15 protein-coding genes are annotated in these 18,922 nt (G+C 49.0%); 6 read left to right on the forward strand and 9 right to left on the reverse strand.

What is annotated here, in order from left to right; all coding sequences use genetic code 11:
- Positions 1 to 265: 265 nt before the first annotated feature.
- The 9 genes from ACZ5NB_RS04285 to ACZ5NB_RS04325 form a co-directional block, all read right to left on the reverse strand.
- Positions 266 to 1,168, reverse strand: a complete 903-nt coding sequence (locus ACZ5NB_RS04285; protein ID WP_460231754.1) for a GGDEF domain-containing protein — start codon at positions 1,166 to 1,168, stop codon at positions 266 to 268.
- A gap of 136 nt (positions 1,169 to 1,304) precedes the next feature.
- Positions 1,305 to 1,817: a DUF6231 family protein gene (locus tag ACZ5NB_RS04290; protein ID WP_460231755.1), complete on the reverse strand. Its 513-nt coding sequence runs from the start codon at positions 1,815 to 1,817 to the stop codon at positions 1,305 to 1,307.
- A 49-nt stretch (positions 1,818 to 1,866) separates the two neighbouring features.
- The gene (locus ACZ5NB_RS04295; protein ID WP_460231756.1) at positions 1,867 to 2,274 is read right to left on the reverse strand and encodes a hypothetical protein; all 408 of its coding nucleotides are present in this window, start codon (positions 2,272 to 2,274) and stop codon (positions 1,867 to 1,869) included.
- An 82-nt stretch (positions 2,275 to 2,356) separates the two neighbouring features.
- Positions 2,357 to 2,590, reverse strand: a complete 234-nt coding sequence (locus ACZ5NB_RS04300; protein ID WP_460231757.1) for a hypothetical protein — start codon at positions 2,588 to 2,590, stop codon at positions 2,357 to 2,359.
- 62 nt (positions 2,591 to 2,652) lie between these two features.
- Positions 2,653 to 3,963 carry a ribonucleotide-diphosphate reductase subunit beta gene (locus tag ACZ5NB_RS04305; RefSeq protein WP_460231758.1) on the reverse strand — a complete coding sequence of 437 codons (1,311 nt, stop codon included), beginning with the start codon at positions 3,961 to 3,963 and terminating at the stop codon, positions 2,653 to 2,655.
- Positions 3,964 to 4,105: 142 nt separating this feature from the next.
- Positions 4,106 to 6,994 (reverse strand): ribonucleoside-diphosphate reductase subunit alpha, encoded by a 2,889-nt coding sequence (locus tag ACZ5NB_RS04310; RefSeq protein ID WP_460231759.1) that lies wholly within the window; start codon positions 6,992 to 6,994, stop codon positions 4,106 to 4,108.
- Between the two features lie 737 nt (positions 6,995 to 7,731).
- Positions 7,732 to 7,986 (reverse strand): carbon storage regulator CsrA, encoded by a 255-nt coding sequence (gene csrA, locus ACZ5NB_RS04315; protein ID WP_460231760.1) that lies wholly within the window; start codon positions 7,984 to 7,986, stop codon positions 7,732 to 7,734.
- 257 nt (positions 7,987 to 8,243) lie between these two features.
- Positions 8,244 to 9,158: an ornithine carbamoyltransferase gene (gene argF, locus ACZ5NB_RS04320; protein WP_460231761.1), complete on the reverse strand. Its 915-nt coding sequence runs from the start codon at positions 9,156 to 9,158 to the stop codon at positions 8,244 to 8,246.
- Positions 9,159 to 9,177: 19 nt separating this feature from the next.
- Positions 9,178 to 10,350, reverse strand: coding sequence for an aspartate aminotransferase family protein (locus ACZ5NB_RS04325; protein WP_460231762.1), 1,173 nt, complete (start codon positions 10,348 to 10,350; stop codon positions 9,178 to 9,180).
- Between the two features lie 339 nt (positions 10,351 to 10,689).
- On the opposite strand from ACZ5NB_RS04325, the gene ACZ5NB_RS04330 reads away from it, so the two are divergent.
- The 6 genes from ACZ5NB_RS04330 (at position 10,690) to ACZ5NB_RS04355 (ending at position 18,909) form a co-directional block, all read left to right on the forward strand.
- Positions 10,690 to 12,231, forward strand: coding sequence for a hydantoinase B/oxoprolinase family protein (locus ACZ5NB_RS04330; RefSeq protein ID WP_460231763.1), 1,542 nt, complete (start codon positions 10,690 to 10,692; stop codon positions 12,229 to 12,231).
- A 170-nt stretch (positions 12,232 to 12,401) separates the two neighbouring features.
- A complete protein-coding gene (gene grxD, locus ACZ5NB_RS04335; protein WP_460231764.1) occupies positions 12,402 to 12,734 on the forward strand; it encodes a Grx4 family monothiol glutaredoxin in 333 nt (110 codons plus the stop codon).
- Between the two features lie 272 nt (positions 12,735 to 13,006).
- Positions 13,007 to 14,257: a porin gene (locus ACZ5NB_RS04340; protein WP_460231765.1), complete on the forward strand. Its 1,251-nt coding sequence runs from the start codon at positions 13,007 to 13,009 to the stop codon at positions 14,255 to 14,257.
- Positions 14,258 to 14,386: 129 nt separating this feature from the next.
- Complete coding sequence (locus ACZ5NB_RS04345) at positions 14,387 to 14,974, forward strand: FMN-binding protein (protein WP_460231766.1); 588 nt, start codon at positions 14,387 to 14,389, stop codon at positions 14,972 to 14,974.
- Positions 14,964 to 15,725: a PepSY domain-containing protein gene (locus ACZ5NB_RS04350; RefSeq protein WP_460231767.1), complete on the forward strand. Its 762-nt coding sequence runs from the start codon at positions 14,964 to 14,966 to the stop codon at positions 15,723 to 15,725. The genes ACZ5NB_RS04345 and ACZ5NB_RS04350 overlap by 11 nt, the downstream gene beginning before the upstream one ends.
- Positions 15,726 to 15,987: 262 nt before the next feature.
- The gene (locus tag ACZ5NB_RS04355) at positions 15,988 to 18,909 is read left to right on the forward strand and encodes a protein kinase domain-containing protein (RefSeq protein WP_460231768.1); all 2,922 of its coding nucleotides are present in this window, start codon (positions 15,988 to 15,990) and stop codon (positions 18,907 to 18,909) included.
- Positions 18,910 to 18,922 lie beyond the last annotated feature (13 nt).

The following is an 18,922-nucleotide window of genomic DNA, read 5'->3' on the forward strand; positions in this document are numbered from 1 at the left end:
ATCCGTGCGCAAACGTCCTAGTAGGCCTTCGTGGCCGAAACTCTCATTGTGTCAATCAGAGTGTGTTCCTGAAACGTCCGTGTTGATGAGTATTATCTTGCCTTTCCTAAGTTCCAGATAGTCGTCATTGACACTAGTTTTTGTAGGAAATGTCTTACATAGTGTAGCAGCCAACAAAAAAAACAATGGAGTGATGTTCCTTTGAAGGTAAAAATGTCGCGTTTTGGGGACGAATGAACAGCAAGGCTCGACGAATAGCCCGTTACTAGGCGGCGATTACACGATTTCGCCCTTGCTCCTTCGCTTGATAGAGTAGTTGGTCGGCGCGTTCGTACAATTGTTCAAAGTGCGTGTCGGATTCGAGGTTGTGAGTGACGCCTAGGCTCACCGTCATGCAGCACGAAAGTTCGCCATAGCAAATCGACTGTTTTTCGATGGTGCGTCGAATGCGCTCAGCCATTGACTGTATTCCAGGAAGATCTGTTTCTGGGCAGCAAATGGCGAACTCCTCTCCACCCATACGGCCGATAAAGTCGCCCGCTCGAATTAACTGCCCGGCAGTGTGGCACAGTTGGGCGAGTGCTGTATCACCCATTGTGTGACCATATTTATCGTTTAGCGCTTTAAAATTGTCGACGTCGAGCATGATTAACCCCATGCTTCGTTCATGGCGTTTCGAGGCTGAGAACTCGCTGGCAGCCCGGTCAAAAAAGTAACGTCGATTGTAGACCCCGGTCAAAGGATCTTGAGAGGCTAGTTTCGCTAGGCTTTGATTGGCGAGAGCGAGTAAGCGTTGGCTTTCCTGGAGTCGAAGCGCCGATCGCATGCGAGCGGCAAGTATGGGATAAACAAATGGTTTATTAACATAGTCGTGAGCTCCCATGTCTAATGCGTTAATAATTTGCTCATCAACATCATTAGCGGAAATCATGATAACAGGAATATCTCGAGTGGCAGTGCGCCCCTTGAGTTCGCGCAATGTGGACATGCCATCCAATACGGGCATCATGATATCCAGCAATATCACATCTGGATTTACGTCGGCGACAGAATCTAGACACGCTTGACCATTATCAAGAGAGAAGACTTCGTGACCGTCATCCTCCAGTTCAAATTTAAGCAATTGGGTGTTGTCGGCTATGTCATCGACGATAAGTACTCGCGCCATCAGCTTTTTTCCAAACCACGTTCTAGCTAAGTATAGATAAAACCTGGGGTTGCGCTGGGATTCACGCTACTTTTTAGCCGTAGTAATGTCGAGTTCGCCGCGGCAATGTCGAGTCAGGTTAAATTGACGTGAGAGATTACCAGCGAAACTTATTCCAGTTTTCTGGGTTTGCCCAATATTGGGGGTTATTCCACTTGCGTTTGTGGTTATAGGTGGCAAGGTCATAGCCGAAGCAAGTTAAATCCCCGGAGGGGTTTTCAATGGTACTGACCCGTTTGAAACCTAGCGCTAAAAAGTCACTGAGCGTCCATGCAGACTGTGCAGTAACGGTTAGCCACACGCGGCTGGCTAAAAGGTTGTGGCAGCGGCCAAGTAACATTTGAGATTGTGATTTGGGTTTTTCATCAATGACGCTATGAATAAGCGCTAGCGCAAAATTCTCTGACAGTGCCGAGGTTTCTTCCAGTGACTGTATGTGTGTAACATCTAGAGCAATATGCTTGTCAGCGAGTGATTGCTTCTCGCACCACTGTTTAAGTGTCGCAGATGGCTCAGGAGATATTAATAGAATTTGGTGTTTGTTGAGAGTCGGCAATTGTGCGCTAATCGTTGCGATAGCGGCAGTCTGCCAGTCGTTAAACCGTTCCACGAAAGCTCCCGGTAACATTGAGCGTTGTTTTCATCGGCGATTTTGCTGCTTAGCGTAAAGTGTTTTCTAAATGATGCAGCAGTGCTTGGCTAAAACGATGGGCATCGACTTCGTCAAAGAGTTCGCTATTGGGGAATAGAGGCGTTTTACCATCGGACAACGTGTATTGGCTGCGTTCGTCAAAATCTAAATGGGTGGCGCGGTTAATTCGATCTAAAGTATCGATGACTAAGTCATGCCAGTTGTTGTCACAAAAACTTTCTGGCTGGCACGCGTTGTGAACCAATGCTTCAACCATTTTGCGAGTAGGCATTATGACTTGCGGGTAATCACGGTGAATTTCGTCACGAATGTGGCAAATGATACGAGAGACCTGTTTGATCAATGCCGTACGTGATCGTGTTGATGCTGACGCTGATGCATTCCTTGATAGCACATGATTCGATAATTGCGCCATAAAACAAAACCTCTCCCTATTATCACCTTGTGGTACACATGTGTAACGCGCGGTTGGTTCTGATGCGTATAGTGAAAACTATTTAATGCACGATGATGGGGGTTTCTGCCATCAATGCATCGAGTCTTTCGTCTCGTTGTGTGTCTGATTTTCGTCGACCACCTGATGCGCTAGTTGATCGGCTGTCGACATCGAGAACGCTAGATTTCAATCGGCCGATCATTTCGTGCATAACCGCAAGTGTTTCACCTAGCTGATCGAGTGCTTGAATGATTGATTCTACTTCTTCATCTAGCTTTTTATTATCGTTGTCCATGACTCCCCCTGGGCACGGAAAGGGCGACGATTTGTCGCCCGGTTGTGTGGTATTTAGTGGTATTAATCCCAGCTTAAGGCACCACCTGTTTGATATTCGATAACACGTGTTTCGAAGAAGTTTTTCTCTTTTCGCAAATCCATGATTTCACTCATCCATGGGAAAGGATTTTGGGCTCCAGGATATTGCTCAGGTAGACCGACCTGCGCTAGACGACGGTTGCCGATGAAATGAAGGTACTCTTCCATCATTGCCGCATTCATACCAAGAACACCGCGAGGCATGGTGTCACGCGCAAATTGCACTTCAAGTTCTGTGCCTTCCAACACCATCTGGATGACTTCTTGTTTGAACTCTTCCGTCCATAGGTGTGGATTTTCTAGTTTAATTTGATTGATAACGTCGATGCCAAAATTTAAATGCATAGACTCATCACGCAAAATATATTGAAATTGTTCTGCTACGCCGGTCATTTTGTTACGGCGGCCCATGGACAAGATTTGTGTGAAACCGCAGTAGAAGAAAATTCCCTCGGTGACGACATAGAAGGCGACGAGATTGCGTAGTAATTCTTGGTCGGTTTCTGGCGTGCCTGTTTTAAATGTAGGATCACCCAACGCTTGAGTATGCTTCAAGCTCCATGCTGCTTTGTTCGCTACCGACGGAAGTTCGCGATACATGTTGAACACTTCACCTTCATCAATCCCGAGGGACTCAATGCAGTACTGGTACGCATGGGTGTGAATCGCTTCTTCAAACGCTTGGCGTAAAATATATTGGCGTGCTTCTGGGTTGGTGATTAAACGATAAATCGCTAGAACTAAGTTGTTGGCGACCAATGAGTCGGCCGTCGAAAAATAACCAAGGCAGCGCAAGACAATGCGACGCTCGTCTTCGCTTAGTCCGTCAGCGTTTTTCCACAGCGCGATGTCTGCAGTCATGTTTACTTCTTGAGGCATCCAATGGTTTGCGCAACCGTCTAGATACTTTTGCCACGCCCAGTCGTATTTAAAGGGGACTAGCTGATTAAGGTCGGCACGACAGTTGATCATGGCTTTGTCGTCAACTTCAATGCGCGATGCGCCCATTTCTAGTTCGGCTAAGCCGGGAGCCGGGTCTAGATTATCGATGGCGGCTTTCGCTGCGGCGATATGATCCTTCGCCTGAGAATCAATGTTGTGTTCTTCACTGCTAGCTGGCTCTAGTGCAGGTGTTGGAGTAGCTGCTGTTTCGGGCAGTGCAGGCTCTGCCTTTGCCTCTGTTTGACGTAGTTCCAAATCAACTTCGTTTTGTTGTGCTGCAGGTTCTTCAGCAGCAGGATTATATTTTTTAGTGGGTTGCTCTTCGGTGTTGTAATCGTCCCAACTTAACATGATTTTTACCTATAACTTTTTCCGTTCTTTCGCCGCAGAGAGTTGCAGCGAGTTTTGCAAAAGGTCTTTACGAGGAGTTAACCGGGCTCAATCAGTTAACTCCTCGCCAGACGCTCTCCCCCAATAACCGTTGCCGGTCAGCCTATTGGCAGGCCTCACAATCTGGATCGTCTAGCGAACAGGCTTTCGGTACTTCCGCTGGCCCTGCCGCTGCTGGAGCGCTTGCTTGTCCAGATGACACCGCATTTAAGTTGCCAGAGTTAATGGTCGACTTCTCGGTTGACGTTGCGGCCAAGGCGCGCAAGTAATACGTGGTTTTCAAACCACGGAACCAAGCCATGCGATAAGTAATATCGAGCTTTTTACCATTAGCGCCAGAAATGTAGAGGTTGAGGCTTTGTGCTTGGTCAATCCATTTTTGGCGACGGCTGGCCGCATCAACAATCCAGCGTGGTTCTACCTCAAATGCAGTTGAATACAACGCCTTAAGGTCAGCTGGAATTCGATCGATACGATGCACAGACCCTTCGTAGTATTTCAGGTCGTTAACCATCACGTTGTCCCAAAGCCCGCGGTCTTTTAAATCGTGAACAAGGTGTGGGTTGACCACGGTGAATTCACCAGAAAGGTTCGATTTGACGTATAAGTTTTGGTAGGTAGGCTCGATCGATTGAGAAACACCTGTGATATTGGCGATAGTCGCTGTCGGCGCAATTGCCATGACATTCGAGTTACGCATACCTTGGGTTTGTACTTTTTGTCGTAAAGCGTCCCAATCCAACGTTTGACTGCGATCCACTTCCATGAATTGAGCACCGCGGCTCTTTAACAAAATCTCTAAAGAGTCGACTGGCATAATGCCTTTGCTCCACAGGGAGCCTTCGAAGGTCGAGTAACGACCGCGCTCAATGGCAAGTTCGCTAGACGCGTCAATCGCGTGATAACTGATAGCTTCCATGGATTCGTCTGCAAACTTAACTGCTTCATCCGAGCCGTAGGGCATACGCATTTTGTACAATGCGTCTTGAAAGCCCATTAAGCCGAGACCGATTGGGCGATGACGTAAGTTTGATGTACGTGCAGCAGGTACCGAGTAGTAATTAATGTCGATAACGTTGTCCAGCATGCGAATTGCGGTCTTTACTGTCTGCGCTAGTTTAGCTTTATTCAGCTGACCATTTTCGATGTGCTGAGCTAGGTTCACTGAGCCCAAGTTACACACTGCAATTTCTTCGTTGGCCTTGGTGTTCAATGTGATTTCGGTGCACAAGTTGGACGAATGAACGACGCCAACATGTTGCTGTGGGCTACGCAAGTTGCAGCTGTCTTTGAACGTGATCCAAGGGTGGCCTGTTTCAAACAGCATCCCTAGCATCTTGCGCCATAAATCAGCTGCTTTGACTTTCTTGAATAAACGCATTTTCCCTTCGGCCGCTAAACGCTCGTATTCTTCGAAACGTTGTTCGAAAGCGGTGCCGTATAAGTCGTGAAGGTCTGGCACGTCGTTTGGCGAAAACAGTGTCCACTCTTTATCTTCGAAAACACGCTTCATGAACAGGTCGGGTACCCAGTTCGCTGTGTTCATATCGTGAGTACGTCGACGATCATCACCGGTATTTTTACGCAACTCTAAAAACTCTTCGATATCGATGTGCCATGTTTCCAAGTAAGCGCAGACAGCCCCTTTGCGCTTGCCTCCTTGGTTAACGGCTACCGCTGTATCGTTTGCTACTTTCAAGAAAGGCACAACACCTTGAGATTTACCGTTGGTGCCTTTGATGTAAGCGCCTAGGCCGCGAACAGGGGTCCAATCGTTACCAAGGCCGCCGGCCCATTTAGATAGCATGGCGTTATCTTGCATGGCGCCATAAATACCATGAAGATCATCCGGTACCGTGGTGAGGTAGCAGGACGATAGTTGTGGTCGCAAGGTGCCCGCATTAAATAACGTTGGCGTAGAACTCATGTAGTCAAAAGACGATAGAAGCTTGTAGAACTCGATGGCTCGCGCTTCTTTATCTGCTTCTTCTGTCGCTAGGCCCATTGCTACACGCATGAAAAACACTTGAGGTAATTCAATACGGATGTCGTTGCTATGAATGAAATAGCGATCATAGAGCGTTTGCAGTCCGAGGTAGGTGAATTGCAAATCGCGGTCAGCATCGATAGCTTGACCAAGCTTGTCTAAGTCGTAGTTCAATAACTCAGGAGACAGGAGTTCTAGCTGGACGCCGCGACGGATATAAGCAGGCAGTGCTTGCGCATACAGCGTGCTCATGTCCGCTTGCGTTGCCGATTCTGCAACGTCTAAAAAGTTAAGCGCTTCCGCTCGAAGCTTATCTAACAATAAACGTGCAGTGGCAAAAGAATAATTAGGTTCTTTTTCAACGAGGGTTCGCGCGGTAATCACCAACGAGGTGTTCACATCTGTGATAGAAACTCCATCGTATAGGTTGCGTAACGCTTCATCTAGAATCGCATTGGCTTCAACACCTTTAAGGCCAGCGCAGGCTTCGCTAACGATCACTTCTAGGCGAGTCATATTGAGCGGCGCTTTGCTGCCGTCTTCCATGGTTACCTGAATGGTGGGATGGTGTGAGTCTTGGGCCGCTTGGCTTTCCGCACGGAGGCGAGCGCGCTGCTCACGATAAAGCACGTAATCACGAGCCACTTTATGCTCGCTAGATCGCATTAAAAATAACTCGACTTGATCCTGAATCTCTTCAATGTGCACGGTGCCACCGGAAGGCATACGACGTTTGAAGGTGCTTGAAATCTGGTCTGTAATGTCTTCTACCGTTTCGTGAATACGGCTTGATGCTGCGGCTGTGCCACCTTCAACGGCAAGGAAGGCTTTAGTGATGGCAATGGCAATTTTGCTCGCATCATAAGGAACGACCGTGCCATTTCGCTTAATGACGCGAACTTGGCCTGGTGCAGTCGAGTTGAGGTTAGAACTGTTGGAGGCCGGTTTAGTAGCAGAGGGGGCGGCGGGTTCTGCGACAGTGGTTTCCGATGGCTCTGTGTGCATTGATGTCTCCGGTATAAAGGCGTTTATTTCGGCGATTGCCGGTTGGTTTTGTTGTTATTCACATGAAACATGTGGCGTGCTAAAAAATAGCTAATTAAGGTTTTACTTCAGGTGTTGCTTTACAAGGCGCTGTTAGCGAGGTGGATGATCGCACCTCGACAATAGTGTTAACTATTGGGTGCTAGCGATCCCTTTTTATTGGAAGTAGAGCTTGGGCTTGTCGCGGATCTTATTATTAGGCGTGCTACATCCATACTAATACGCTTATTTCTCACTGCTAAATTGCCCTACTTAGTTGGCGAATAACTCGCCGTAAAAATGATTGCTGAATAACAGCTTGAATGCTGTTAGTGGTCTCTTCGGTACACGTGACAACTTATCAACTAGCTACTCGTCAACTAGCCACCTGCAGTTCCCTTTGTTTGGATTGCTGCACAAGTCTGGAACACGGCTTGATTACCTGACCCAAGGGTGTGCAAAACAATCGATCCAGAGACACTCACACCCCTATATATAGGGGTTTTCATAAACTGGCATACAAGATAATGCGGTTTAGGGGGTTTTGCAAGACTATAAGAAGGCGGATTTCTTGTGGATAAAGTGTGAGTAAAAAGGGTTGTCAGTGGCTACTAATCTGCTGTGGCAATTTTCGTGGGGGGTAGATTGAAAAGACTGGTGTTTGCGGGCAGATATATCGATTTATTATATTGTGGATAGTACATATAGCGCGACGAAGATTAGTCGCGCTCTATCACTAGCTCGGTCTTCAGCGAGGTGTCGGTAGTCGAAGAGGAGTGTCGACTTGTTGCCCTTGATTGATTTTGCGCCGCTTCTTTTTCGCGCCGAGCAATGACCTCCTCACGGTGAACTGGCATCGAGCGAGGCGCCTCGATACCTATGCGAACTTGATTACTGCGTTGTGATAGCACAGTGATTTTTATGTCGTCTCCAATGACAAAAGATTCGCCGTTGCGTCGGCTGAGAATAAGCACATCGTCTCTCCTGTTTAATAAGTGCTTGAGTATACTCGATGAAATCTTTGGGGGGCGTCGAGGGACAGTTTTTCATCCGCAATTGAGAACTTGTTGACGTTTTGCTATGCGAGTGGCACGCAAGTCCGCTACTCAAAAGACGTATTTTTTAGAATGTGATCGAAGGCGTAGCGCGAGTGGCGACGAAGTAGATTTGGCTTTGGTTGGCCGCGGAGCGCTTGGTAGATTGCGCTCGCGGTAACGTGTTTTGAGTGAGTCTAGTTGCTGGCGCGCAATAAAAATTCTACCAACGCTTTTTGCGCATGAAGGCGGTTTTCCGCTTCGTCCCAAACCACGGAGATATTGTTGTCTTCCATTAGTTCTGCCGATACTTCTTCGCCGCGGTGAGCCGGTAAGCAGTGCATGAATAGTACATCGCTTTGCGCAGTAGACAGTAAATCATGGTTGACTTGAAAGCCTTTAAATTTATCGAGTCGAGCATTTTGTTCGTCTTCTTGGCCCATCGATGCCCACACATCGGTTGCAACCCAGTGTGCATCTTTCACCGCATCAGCAGGTGATTTGCAAAGCGTTACGCGATTAGCGTTCTCTTTGAGTAAGGTTTCATTGGGTTCGAAACCGTCGGGGCATGCTATGCGTAACTCGAAATCCCACTGCCGTGCGGCATTGATGAAGGAATGACACATGTTGTTTCCATCGCCAACCCAGGCAACGACTTTTCCTTGTGGGTCGCCGCGATGTTCGACGAATGTTTGTACATCAGCCAGCAGCTGGCAGGGGTGATATTCGTCGGTCAGCGCGTTAATAACCGGTACGTTGGAATACTGCGCAAAACGTTCGATAATCTCGTGACCAAAAGTTCTAATCATCACAATATCGACCATGCGAGAGAGTACGCGGGCTGAGTCTTCAATCGGCTCGCCTCGACCAAGTTGCGTGTCGCGTGGTGATAAGAAAATGGCATGGCCGCCCATTTGGGCAACGCCGGACTCAAATGACACGCGCGTGCGGGTGGACGATTTCTCGAAAATCATCCCCATGACTTTGTGCTCCATCACCTGAGGGCAGGCATTTTGCTTTTGAAGCGCTTTTAGTTCGATCGCGCGCTGGATAAGCGCTCGCAGCTCGTCGGTAGAGAGGTCGCGTAGTGTCAAAAAATGTCGAGTAGCCATAATCAATAATCGCTTCGCGTTATGAGAAGTCTTTCACTAGTGAGGTTACGGTTTGGATCAGGGTGTCGGCGTCGCTGTCGTTAAAAATCAGTGGAGGTAGTAAACGAATGACGTTCCCCGCCGTAACGTTAAGTACAACCCCTTCATTTAGCGCTGCTTGGACTAGTTCGCCACAGGGCTTGTTTAGCTCAATGCCTATCATTAACCCTTTTCCGCGGATATCAACGATGCCTTCAACGTCGTTTAGGGCTGCCTGCAATTCGCTGATAATTTTCTTGCCGATACGGTTCGCGTTTTCCACCAAGTTTTCTTCGATGATTATATCGAGAACGGTTTTCGCTGTATGGCTCGCCAAAGGATTCCCGCCGAAGGTCGAGCCGTGGTTGCCGGGCTGAATGACGAGCGCAGCTTTGCCGTGCGCAAGACAGGCGCCAACAGGAAACCCGTTTCCAAGTCCTTTAGCGAGGGTGATGACATCCGGTTGGATCGAGGTGTGTTGGTAGGCTAGAAATTTGCCCGTTCTGCCAATACCTGTTTGGATTTCATCGAGCATCAATAACCAATCATTCGCATAGCATAGTGCGCGCAATTCACTGAGGTAATTATCAGCGGGTACATTGACGCCGCCTTCTCCTTGAACGGGCTCGACGAAGACAGCCACGATGTCTTTGTTGTTTTCGGCAATGGCCTTAAGTGCGTCGATGTCGTCGTATGGTGCATGGACGAAGCCGTCCAGTAGTGGATAAAAGCCGTCCTTAACTTTGCTATTTGCCGTCGCCGATATGGTGGCCATCGTGCGGCCGTGGAAACTTTTTTCAAAGGTAATGACGGTTGGGTTATTAATGCCTTTGTCGTTACCGTACTTCCTCGCGATCTTTAAAGCGGCTTCGTTGGCTTCAGCGCCGGAGTTGCTAAAGAATACGTTGTCCATTCCTGAGAGTGCGCACAACGCTTTTGCGAGGCGTTGCTGTGGTTCGTTGTGGAACAGATTTGATGTGTGCGTAATGGTATGCGCTTGATCGCAAATGGCTTTAGATACTTTTGGGTGCGCGTGGCCGAGTCCGCAGACGGCAATGCCGGCTAATGCATCAAGGTATTCTTTACCTTCGGTGTCCCAAAGGCGAGTGCCTTCACCACGCACAAACAGAGTGTCGATGCGAGCATAGGCATTCATTAATTCTGGGACTTGCATGATCATTTCCTCACGTTGTTACCACCAGGTTTTTGGGCGGGTCTTGGCGAGTGTGCGAGATCCGGTTGCCCAAAAAGAAAACAGGCAGCGAAGGAGCTGCCTGTTTTCGGTAATTTTGCACTGCGTTAGCCGTTGGCTAAAAACACAGCAAAGGCGAATAGTATAAGTAAATTTAATGGTTGGCAAATACCCGCTCACAGTCTCGTCTGACTATGATTGTCTGGCCATCACTGTGGCAAAATAGTACAACCCAAGATAGTCGAATTGGCCCAGGTGTTTGGTTGATCTATTGTTAGATAAAATCTCGAGCTGTCACTTAGGCGATCACGTAGGAATATAATGAACCCCATTGCTTTAAGTTTATTTGCAAGCCGAATAGCGGCTGTGTGCGATGAAATGGGCGCATTGCTTCGACGCACGGCGTTTTCACCGAATATTAAAGATCGGCTGGATTTTTCCTGCGCGGTGTTTGATGAAAGTGGCAAGCTTTGCGCGCAAGCGGCTCACATCCCGGTGCATCTTGGTAGCATGGCTTATGCGATGGCAGATATTGTATCGCAAGTAGAGTGGCTGCCTGGCGACCAGGTTGTCGTAAATGACCCCTATTTAGGCGGAACGCATCTTCCTGACGTCACGGTAATAGCGCCGGTATTTGTGAATAGTCAGTTGCTAGGGTTTGTGGCGAACCGGGCGCATCACGCCAATATTGGGGCCTCTAGCCCCGGTTCTATGCCGATTTCTAGTCGGTTGGAGGAGGAGGGTGTCGTCATTCCGCCGACGCATATACAGCGCGAGCACATACTAGTCGATCATGTTATGAATCAATTGGTCGGGGATGAGGATAATCGTCAGGCGCGTGGTGATTTTACTGCGCAGCTCAGCGCCAACCGCCTAGGACAGGAGCGGCTTCAAGCACTTATTGAAGAATCTGGAGCAGAACGCTATCAGCAGCATCTCGTTGGATTGAATGCTTATGGTGAGCAGTTAGCGAGAGCGGCGATAAGCGAAATTCCTGACGGCCAATACAGTTTTACAGATTACATGGATGATGATGGCTTGGGCCAAACTCGCATTCCCATTTCTGTGCAGCTATCAATCGCAGAGGGTACTGCCAGCCTAGATTTTAAAGGTACCGCTGCGCAGGTAGAAGGGAATATTAATTGCCCGTTACCAGTGACTGCGGCAGCGGTTTTTTATGTGTTTCGTTGCCTGATGAGTGAAAGCACACCCGCCTGCGCGGGGACTTTCAAACCTATTCATATTTCCGCTCAAAAAGGTTCGCTGATCAATGCTGAGCGCCCGCATGCCGTTGCCGCAGGGAATGTAGAGACATCCAGTCGATTGGTCGATGTCGTGCTTGGAGCCTTGGCTCAAGCTATTCCCGATAAAATTCCGGCAGCTAGTCAGGGCACGATGAATAACGTCGCTATGGGGGCGCATGGCACGGGACAGTGGCCTCGTTGGGATTACTACGAAACAATCGGCGGTGGAATGGGGGGCAGCGCTATTGCTCCCGGCTTGTCTGGTGTGCAATCCCATATGACCAATACACTCAACACCCCCATTGAGAGTGTTGAGTTGCACTACCCATTGCGGGTCGAGCGCTATCAACTCCGCGATGCGTCAGCGGGTGAAGGTAAGCATGCAGGCGGTAATGGCCTGGTGCGTGAATATCAGTTTCTTGCACCTGCCAGTGTATCGCTGCTAACGGAGCGTCGCACTATTCGGCCTTGGGGGGTGGCTGGTGGTGGCGAAGCTCGCGCCGGAGAGAATCTCCTCAATGGCGTTCCCGTGGCAGCTAAATGCGCGATGGAAGTGAATGCTGGCGATAAGCTCACCATTGCCACGCCAGGCGGGGGAGGTTGGGGGCAGGGAACCTAAACGTAGGAAAACGGCCAAAGACGGGCGCTCTCTGGCTGCTTGTCGGTGCTTGCGGTAGAATAGCCGACTCCCGCAAAGCTAATGCTGGCTAAGGCGAACCGGATCTATTGATTCTCGTCACCCGATACAGCCACTAACCCAATTAACGTCATCAGAGGTAGATTTGTCGCATGGATATCATGGACACCATTAAACAACAGATTTCAGAGAACAAAGTCATTCTTTATATGAAAGGTTCCCCCAACGCGCCTCAGTGCGGGTTTTCGCAACGTACGTCGCAACTGGTCATGGGTTGTGGTCAGCGCTTTGCTTACGTTGATGTGTTGAGCAATCCCGAAATTCGAGCGAACCTACCTAAATACGCCAATTGGCCGACTTTCCCTCAGTTGTGGGTGAATGGAGAGCTTGTCGGCGGTTGCGATATCGTCACAGAAATGCATGAGAAAGGTGAGCTGAAGCCTTTGATCGATGACGCTGTGGGCGCAGAAGAAAGCGCTGAGTAAACGTCAGTATTATCCATCGAGAGCGGACACTATGTGCTGCTCTCGATACACCTTCCTTAAATTCAAACCGTTCTATTCTTTTCCCTCCCTGCTTTATTGATTCACCTAAGTCTTAGAGTTGACGTGACAAACCTGGTGTTGCGGTGCGCATATTGAGCCAGGTCATACAAATAATAACTTTTTACTCTTACGGTTGATAATCGTTATCATTCAGATTACGATGCGCGACTTCTGATTGATCAACTATGCGTACACTTTTACGTGGGGGAACTATGAAATTTACACGATCTGCCTTGTCTGGTTTGTTAGTAGGGGCGGTCTCAATGCCCGTGCTTGCACAAGATGCACCGAGCGTTGAAGAGCTTTGGGAAATCATCCAAAAGCAGCAAGCGGAAATAGATGACCTCAAAGGTGACGTAAAAGAAACCGACAAAAAGATCGATGCAACAGCCGACGCAGTGGAAACTGCTGCTGGTTCAGCCGGTGATAGCAAGTTGTCGATCGGTGGTTATGGCGAAGTTCATTACAACAATCTACAAAACCGTGGTGAAGGCGCGGCGCGCGAGCGTAAGGAAGAGGTGGATATCCATCGCTTCGTTTTATTCTTTAACTATGCCTTTTCAGATTCGGTTCGCTTTTTCTCGGAAGTTGAGATCGAGCATGCCCTCGCAGGTGAAGGAAAAAATGGTGAAGTTGAAATAGAACAAGCGTTCATTGAGTGGGACTTGGCTGAATCGCAACGCGCCAAAGCTGGTGTGTTTTTGGTACCAGTGGGGATTCTAAACGAAACGCATGAGCCTAATACGTTTTATGGTGTAGAGCGCAACAACGTCGAGAAAAACATCATCCCAAGTACTTGGTGGGAAGCCGGTCTTGGTCTTAGCGGTGAATTTGGTGCGCCAGGTCTGAGCTATGATATTGGCCTGCACTCAGGCTTGGAATCATTCAATGGTACTGAATACCGTGGTACTCGCTCTGGGCGTAAAAAAGTGTCCGAAGCGCCTGCGAGTGATTTAGCGGGGACCGGTCGCATTAAGTACACGGGTGTTGCTGGTCTAGAATTAAGTGCAACCTTGCAATATCAAAATGATGTCATGCAAGGCGCGGAGTTTGTTTCTGGCTCAGAGGTAGCCGAAGGTATTTCAGCCACATTACTAGAAGCTCACGCTATCTATAACACTGGGCCTTTCAGTATTCGCGCGCTCTATGCTCAGTGGGATTTGGATGACGATGTAGAGTTACTCGTTAATGGTGCAGGTGCCGATAAGCAAAAAGGCTGGTACGTAGAGCCAAGCTTTAAAGTGACTAGCGATATTGGTGTCTTTGCGCGCTATAGTGTTTGGGATACGGCGGCGGGAGACTCGGCTGATAGTGAATATATTCAAACCGACATCGGTATCAACTATTGGCTGACCCCTGAGGTCGTCTTCAAAGCTGACTACCAGTTGATGGAAGGCCCAGATGCTGAAAATGGAAGCAACGAGTTTAATGGCTTCAACCTGGGTGTCGGCTGGGCGTTCTAAGTAAGTACTCGCTTGCTCTATACAGTCAGTAAAGCCAGGGCTTTGGCCTTGGCTTTGCCGTTTTAAAAATCCTAAAAGCGTCGCTATTTAAAGGTTCTGATAACCCTCGATATGAATGTTGCTGGCAAGATGAAAATACACCAAGCGCTCACCACGCTGTTGCTTGTGGGGTCGTTGCTGCTTGCACCTGGGTTGCGCGCCGGTGAGTCAGCCTATTTATCCTTGTCGGAATTCCTCGCTCTGGCGTTTCCCGGCGAGCCAATAAAGGGGGACGGGGTATCGCCTCCAATTCAGCGTGAGACGCTATGGCTAGATGCCGACCTAAAAGCAGAGGCAAAGAAAATACTCGGGCACTCATACGCCAAGCTACGAGTCCGCTACTGGCGGTTGAACGACCGCACTGCCTGGGTACTTGATGAAATAGGAAAAGATCGACCCATCACCATGGGTGTGGTGGTCGACAATGATCAAATCGCCGACCTGCAAGTGTTGGTGTTTCGAGAGAGCCGAGGCTGGGAGATCCGCCACGATTTCTTTACCCGTCAGTTCCTTGGTTTGTCTCTACGAGGCCAGGAAAGTGATTCTTATCAACTGTCCGGTGACATCGATGGTATTACCGGAGCCACCTTATCCGTGCGGGCTGCAAAAAAAGTCGCTAAACTGGCGCTCTTTTTTGACCAGCAAGTAGCCACACTGATAAGCGCGAATGCCGATTAAACCACCTCGAATACGATTTATACTCTGGCGCTGGCATAGGCGCATAGGAATTCTCGCCGCACTCTTTGTTGTTTGGCTTTCGATCACTGGTATTTTGCTCAATCACACCGAGCGCTTTTCTCTTTCTGATTATCCTCTCCCCGCCAGCATGCAGCGTAGTGTCTATGGGCTCGATGTTGAGGTCGTAACGGCTTTTCATGTATCTCGTTCTGGTGGCGGAAAGGTTCAAATCATTCAATTGAGTGACGATGTGGTGCTGTTGAGCGAGCGCGTACTAGGTCGCTGCGATGGTCGCTTGGTGGGGGTGGCTGCGACCGACGAGCTAATTGTGATTGCGTGTCGTGAGGAGCTATTGCTGGCAACGGAGGACGGGCAAATCGTCGAACGCGCCGGTGAATACATGGGTTTACCTGCCCCCATCGAGAATATAGGTCGCTGTGGCTCCACCCTGTGTATGAGTATTCAAGAAGGGGACCTTTATTCGTTAGATATCGATGCGTTGGACTGGCAGCCAGCTAGTGTTGGTCAGTACCAGCCGTCGATTGCAGCGGCCCTTGATGTCTCAGACGCCAATCACCTCATTTCTCGTTACACCGGCAATAGTATTAGCTGGGAAAGATTTATTTTAGATATCCACAGTGGGCGTATTGCGGGAACGTGGGGAGTGTTGTGGATGGATGCAATGGCGATTCTATTCGTCATTCTAGGTCTTACGGGCATCTACATGTGGTGGGTGCGAAGGCGCCGCTAAGGTCGAGTGCTCTATTTGATAGGGTGTTGTAACGCAAAGTGTCTATACTTAAGCCCAAAATAGCTAAATTTCGAGCGCATTGTTGATGTAGTTTGCTCATTTGGAGTGCCCCTCATATCGGCCCTTATGTCGGCACTATGGGGTTGATCATCCGACTTGTACCCCGCTGAGATTGAATTTCGCTAGAATAGGTGATTGAGCCAGTTTCGTTGGATTTTGGGGATCTTTTCTGGCACAAGCAGCTTTGGGTTCGAGATAAGAAATGGATATACCAGGTTATAAAATCGTTAGAACGCTTGGTAAAGGTGGCATGGCCACCGTCTTTCTGGCGATTCAAGAAAGCTTTGAGCGCGAAGTCGCTCTCAAGGTCATGAACGCGTCCCTGGCTGAAGATGCAAAGTTCACCGCGCGCTTTCTTAGCGAGGCGAAAATAGTAAGCCAGCTCGTTCACCCAAATATTGTGACGGTTTACGATGTGGGTGTTCACGAAAACTTCCATTTTCTGTCCATGCAATATGTGCCTGGCACAGACCTCAAGCAGCAGCGTAAATCCCTAAGCTTGTCTCGACGTATCCATGCTGTGAAAGATGTGGCCAAAGCGTTGGATTACGCTGGGCGCAAAGGTTACGTTCACCGGGACGTCAAACCCGAAAACATTATGCTGCACGAGGAGGATGGCCACGCGGTATTAATGGACTTTGGGATCGCCACCATGTCCGATGCAACATCGGGCATGACTCAGACGGGCACTGCGATTGGCACGCCCCATTACATGAGTCCAGAGCAAGCGAAAGGTAAACCAGTCGATCCACGAAGTGATATTTACAGTTTGGGCGTCGTGTTGTTTTTGATGCTCACTGGTCATGTGCCTTTTGATGCGGATTCTGCCGTGGCTGTGGGTATCAAGCATGTATCAGACGATATTCCGCGCCTTCCCAAAAACCTCCTGTTGATGCAGCCCATCATAGACAAAGTGCTAGCCAAGGAACCTGAGGCGCGTTATCAAACGGGTCAAGAACTCGCCGATGCGCTTTCGCAGATAACAGAAGAAGACCTCACAACAATTGAAAAGCTGGCCGACCGTGCTGTGACTGTGAGTGTTGATACCCATGACACCGAATCGCCAACCATTGTCAGCGGCAGTATTCCAACCGGCTCCTCTGCGCTGAGTGGCAAAGCGAAAGCTGTTTCTCACACAAGCGTACCCAAAAACAACCCTGACAAAACCACGGTTGCGGCAACTGCAGTCAACACTCACACGACAGCCGCCGCCAATGTTGATAAGGCCAAGGTGCTCAATAATCACCAGGTTGCCAATCGTGTCAGCCAAAAAACGCCAGTTGGCACTGCAGCCGTCAAGCGTCGGACTCGCGTCAATGGCAGCGCGGAAGGCCGGCACTCGAAAACTGGGAAAACCGCAACGTCGGCGAGTCGTACCCAGCAGGAAGAAGTTGTTTCGATTGATGCCGAAGATCGTCGCCAATACAGCGACGAAAAGAGTTCTTCTGCCAAGTGGTGGCTAGCAGTGATATTGGTTCTGGTGGCGATAACGGCCGGTGCCGTTCATTTTCAGCATCAATTACCGCCTCCGGTGAATCAGTGGGTGGCAGAGGGCGTAAAGCAAAGCTTGGTGTGGCGGGATGAAATCTATATCGCGCTGGGCCTCGAATTACCTGCGAAAAATTCTCGTTCCATTTCCACTCCCTCTGTTGCTGAAACGTCCTTGGCATCTGAAAACGCAGCAGCGTTTTCTGAACAAGCAACCGTGTCACCTGAGCAAACAGAAGCTGCCCCGCGCCCGACAAGTCCTTCCGATGGCACGCTTTCAGCCTCTACCGACAACCTGCTGGAAACGAGTGCTGTGGCACCCGATCAGCAGTCGGTTGCAGAGGCGGGAGTCGAGCCAGCTAATAATGCGTTGGAAGAAACAGTCGACGCAAGAAGCTTGCGCGAAGAGCTTGATGAAAACCTCGATGTTGCGCCACAACTGGCTCAGCTATACCGTGATGTGTTGTCCAGCTCACCTGAGGATAAAAAAGCTGAGTGGGGCTTAAAAGAACTGCGTGAATTCCACTACCGCCGTATTCGGGATGCCTTAGGCAACCGAGACGTCGCTGATGCACAACGCTACATCGACTCGCTTGAAGCTACATTTGATGATTCTGCGGATGACGCGAAATTGCTGACGCTAAAAGAGCAACTTGAAGGTGTGACGCAGGCCGAGCAGCGAGTGGCTGAGGGGAATAAACTTTTAGAAGCAAATCAACTGACGTCGCCAAAAAACAACAATGCGCTAGCAAAATACGATGAAGCATTGGTCCTTGATCCCAACAATCCTAATGCGTTATTGGGTAAATCAAACATTGTTGATCGTTATAGGGAATTTGCGCAAGCAGAGATGGACGACGAAAATTGGTTGGCGGCACTCGATTACGTAGAAAAAGGGCTGGCTATTGATGCAGAACATACCGCGCTTAATCGACTGCAGCAACAAGCCGCCGATGCGCGTAAAGAACAGCGAGAATTAGAAGGCTTACTCGCAAAAGCCGATGAGCAGCTCGAGCAAGGGGCGCTAATTGCTCCGAGAGGTGAAAGCGCTCATGATGTGTATCGCCAAGTTTTATCTCGCGATGCAGACAATGCGCGTGCACAGCAAGGGCTACGTTCCGTCGAGATGCAGCTTTCGCAACGCATAGAGCAAGCCATAAATGCGACTGAATTTGATACGGCACGTAATACGTTACTAGCTGCCCGTGACCTTTACAAAAACAGTGAGCGACTTTTTGCGTTGGAGGCGAGTTTAGAAACTGCGATTCAACAAGACTTTATTGCCAGACAGCCAAAAATATCCACACTCTTGATATCTGGCGAAGCATTCACCGACGTTGTGGGTGCTCAACCTGAGGTCGTTGCAGTAGAGCGCACATTGCATATTGGATTTGAGTTTGAAAATTTTGTAAATCCAACAACCGTTCTACAGGCTGTTTTATACGATGGGTCTCGTAGTGTGCAAATTGCCCAAGTTCCCGTTATTGTTAGTGGTAAGTCTGGGGTTAAGTTTTTTACGATAGATAGAGCGGTCGAGGGATTTTCAGCCGGCGCTTACACTATCGACTTAACCTTGGATCAAGCGTTAATGAGTACGATGATGTTTAAGGTTGAAAATCAAGTTTCAAACGAATAAATAAGAGAGGCGC

The sequence above is a fragment of the Aurantivibrio plasticivorans genome, assembly GCF_055392955.1.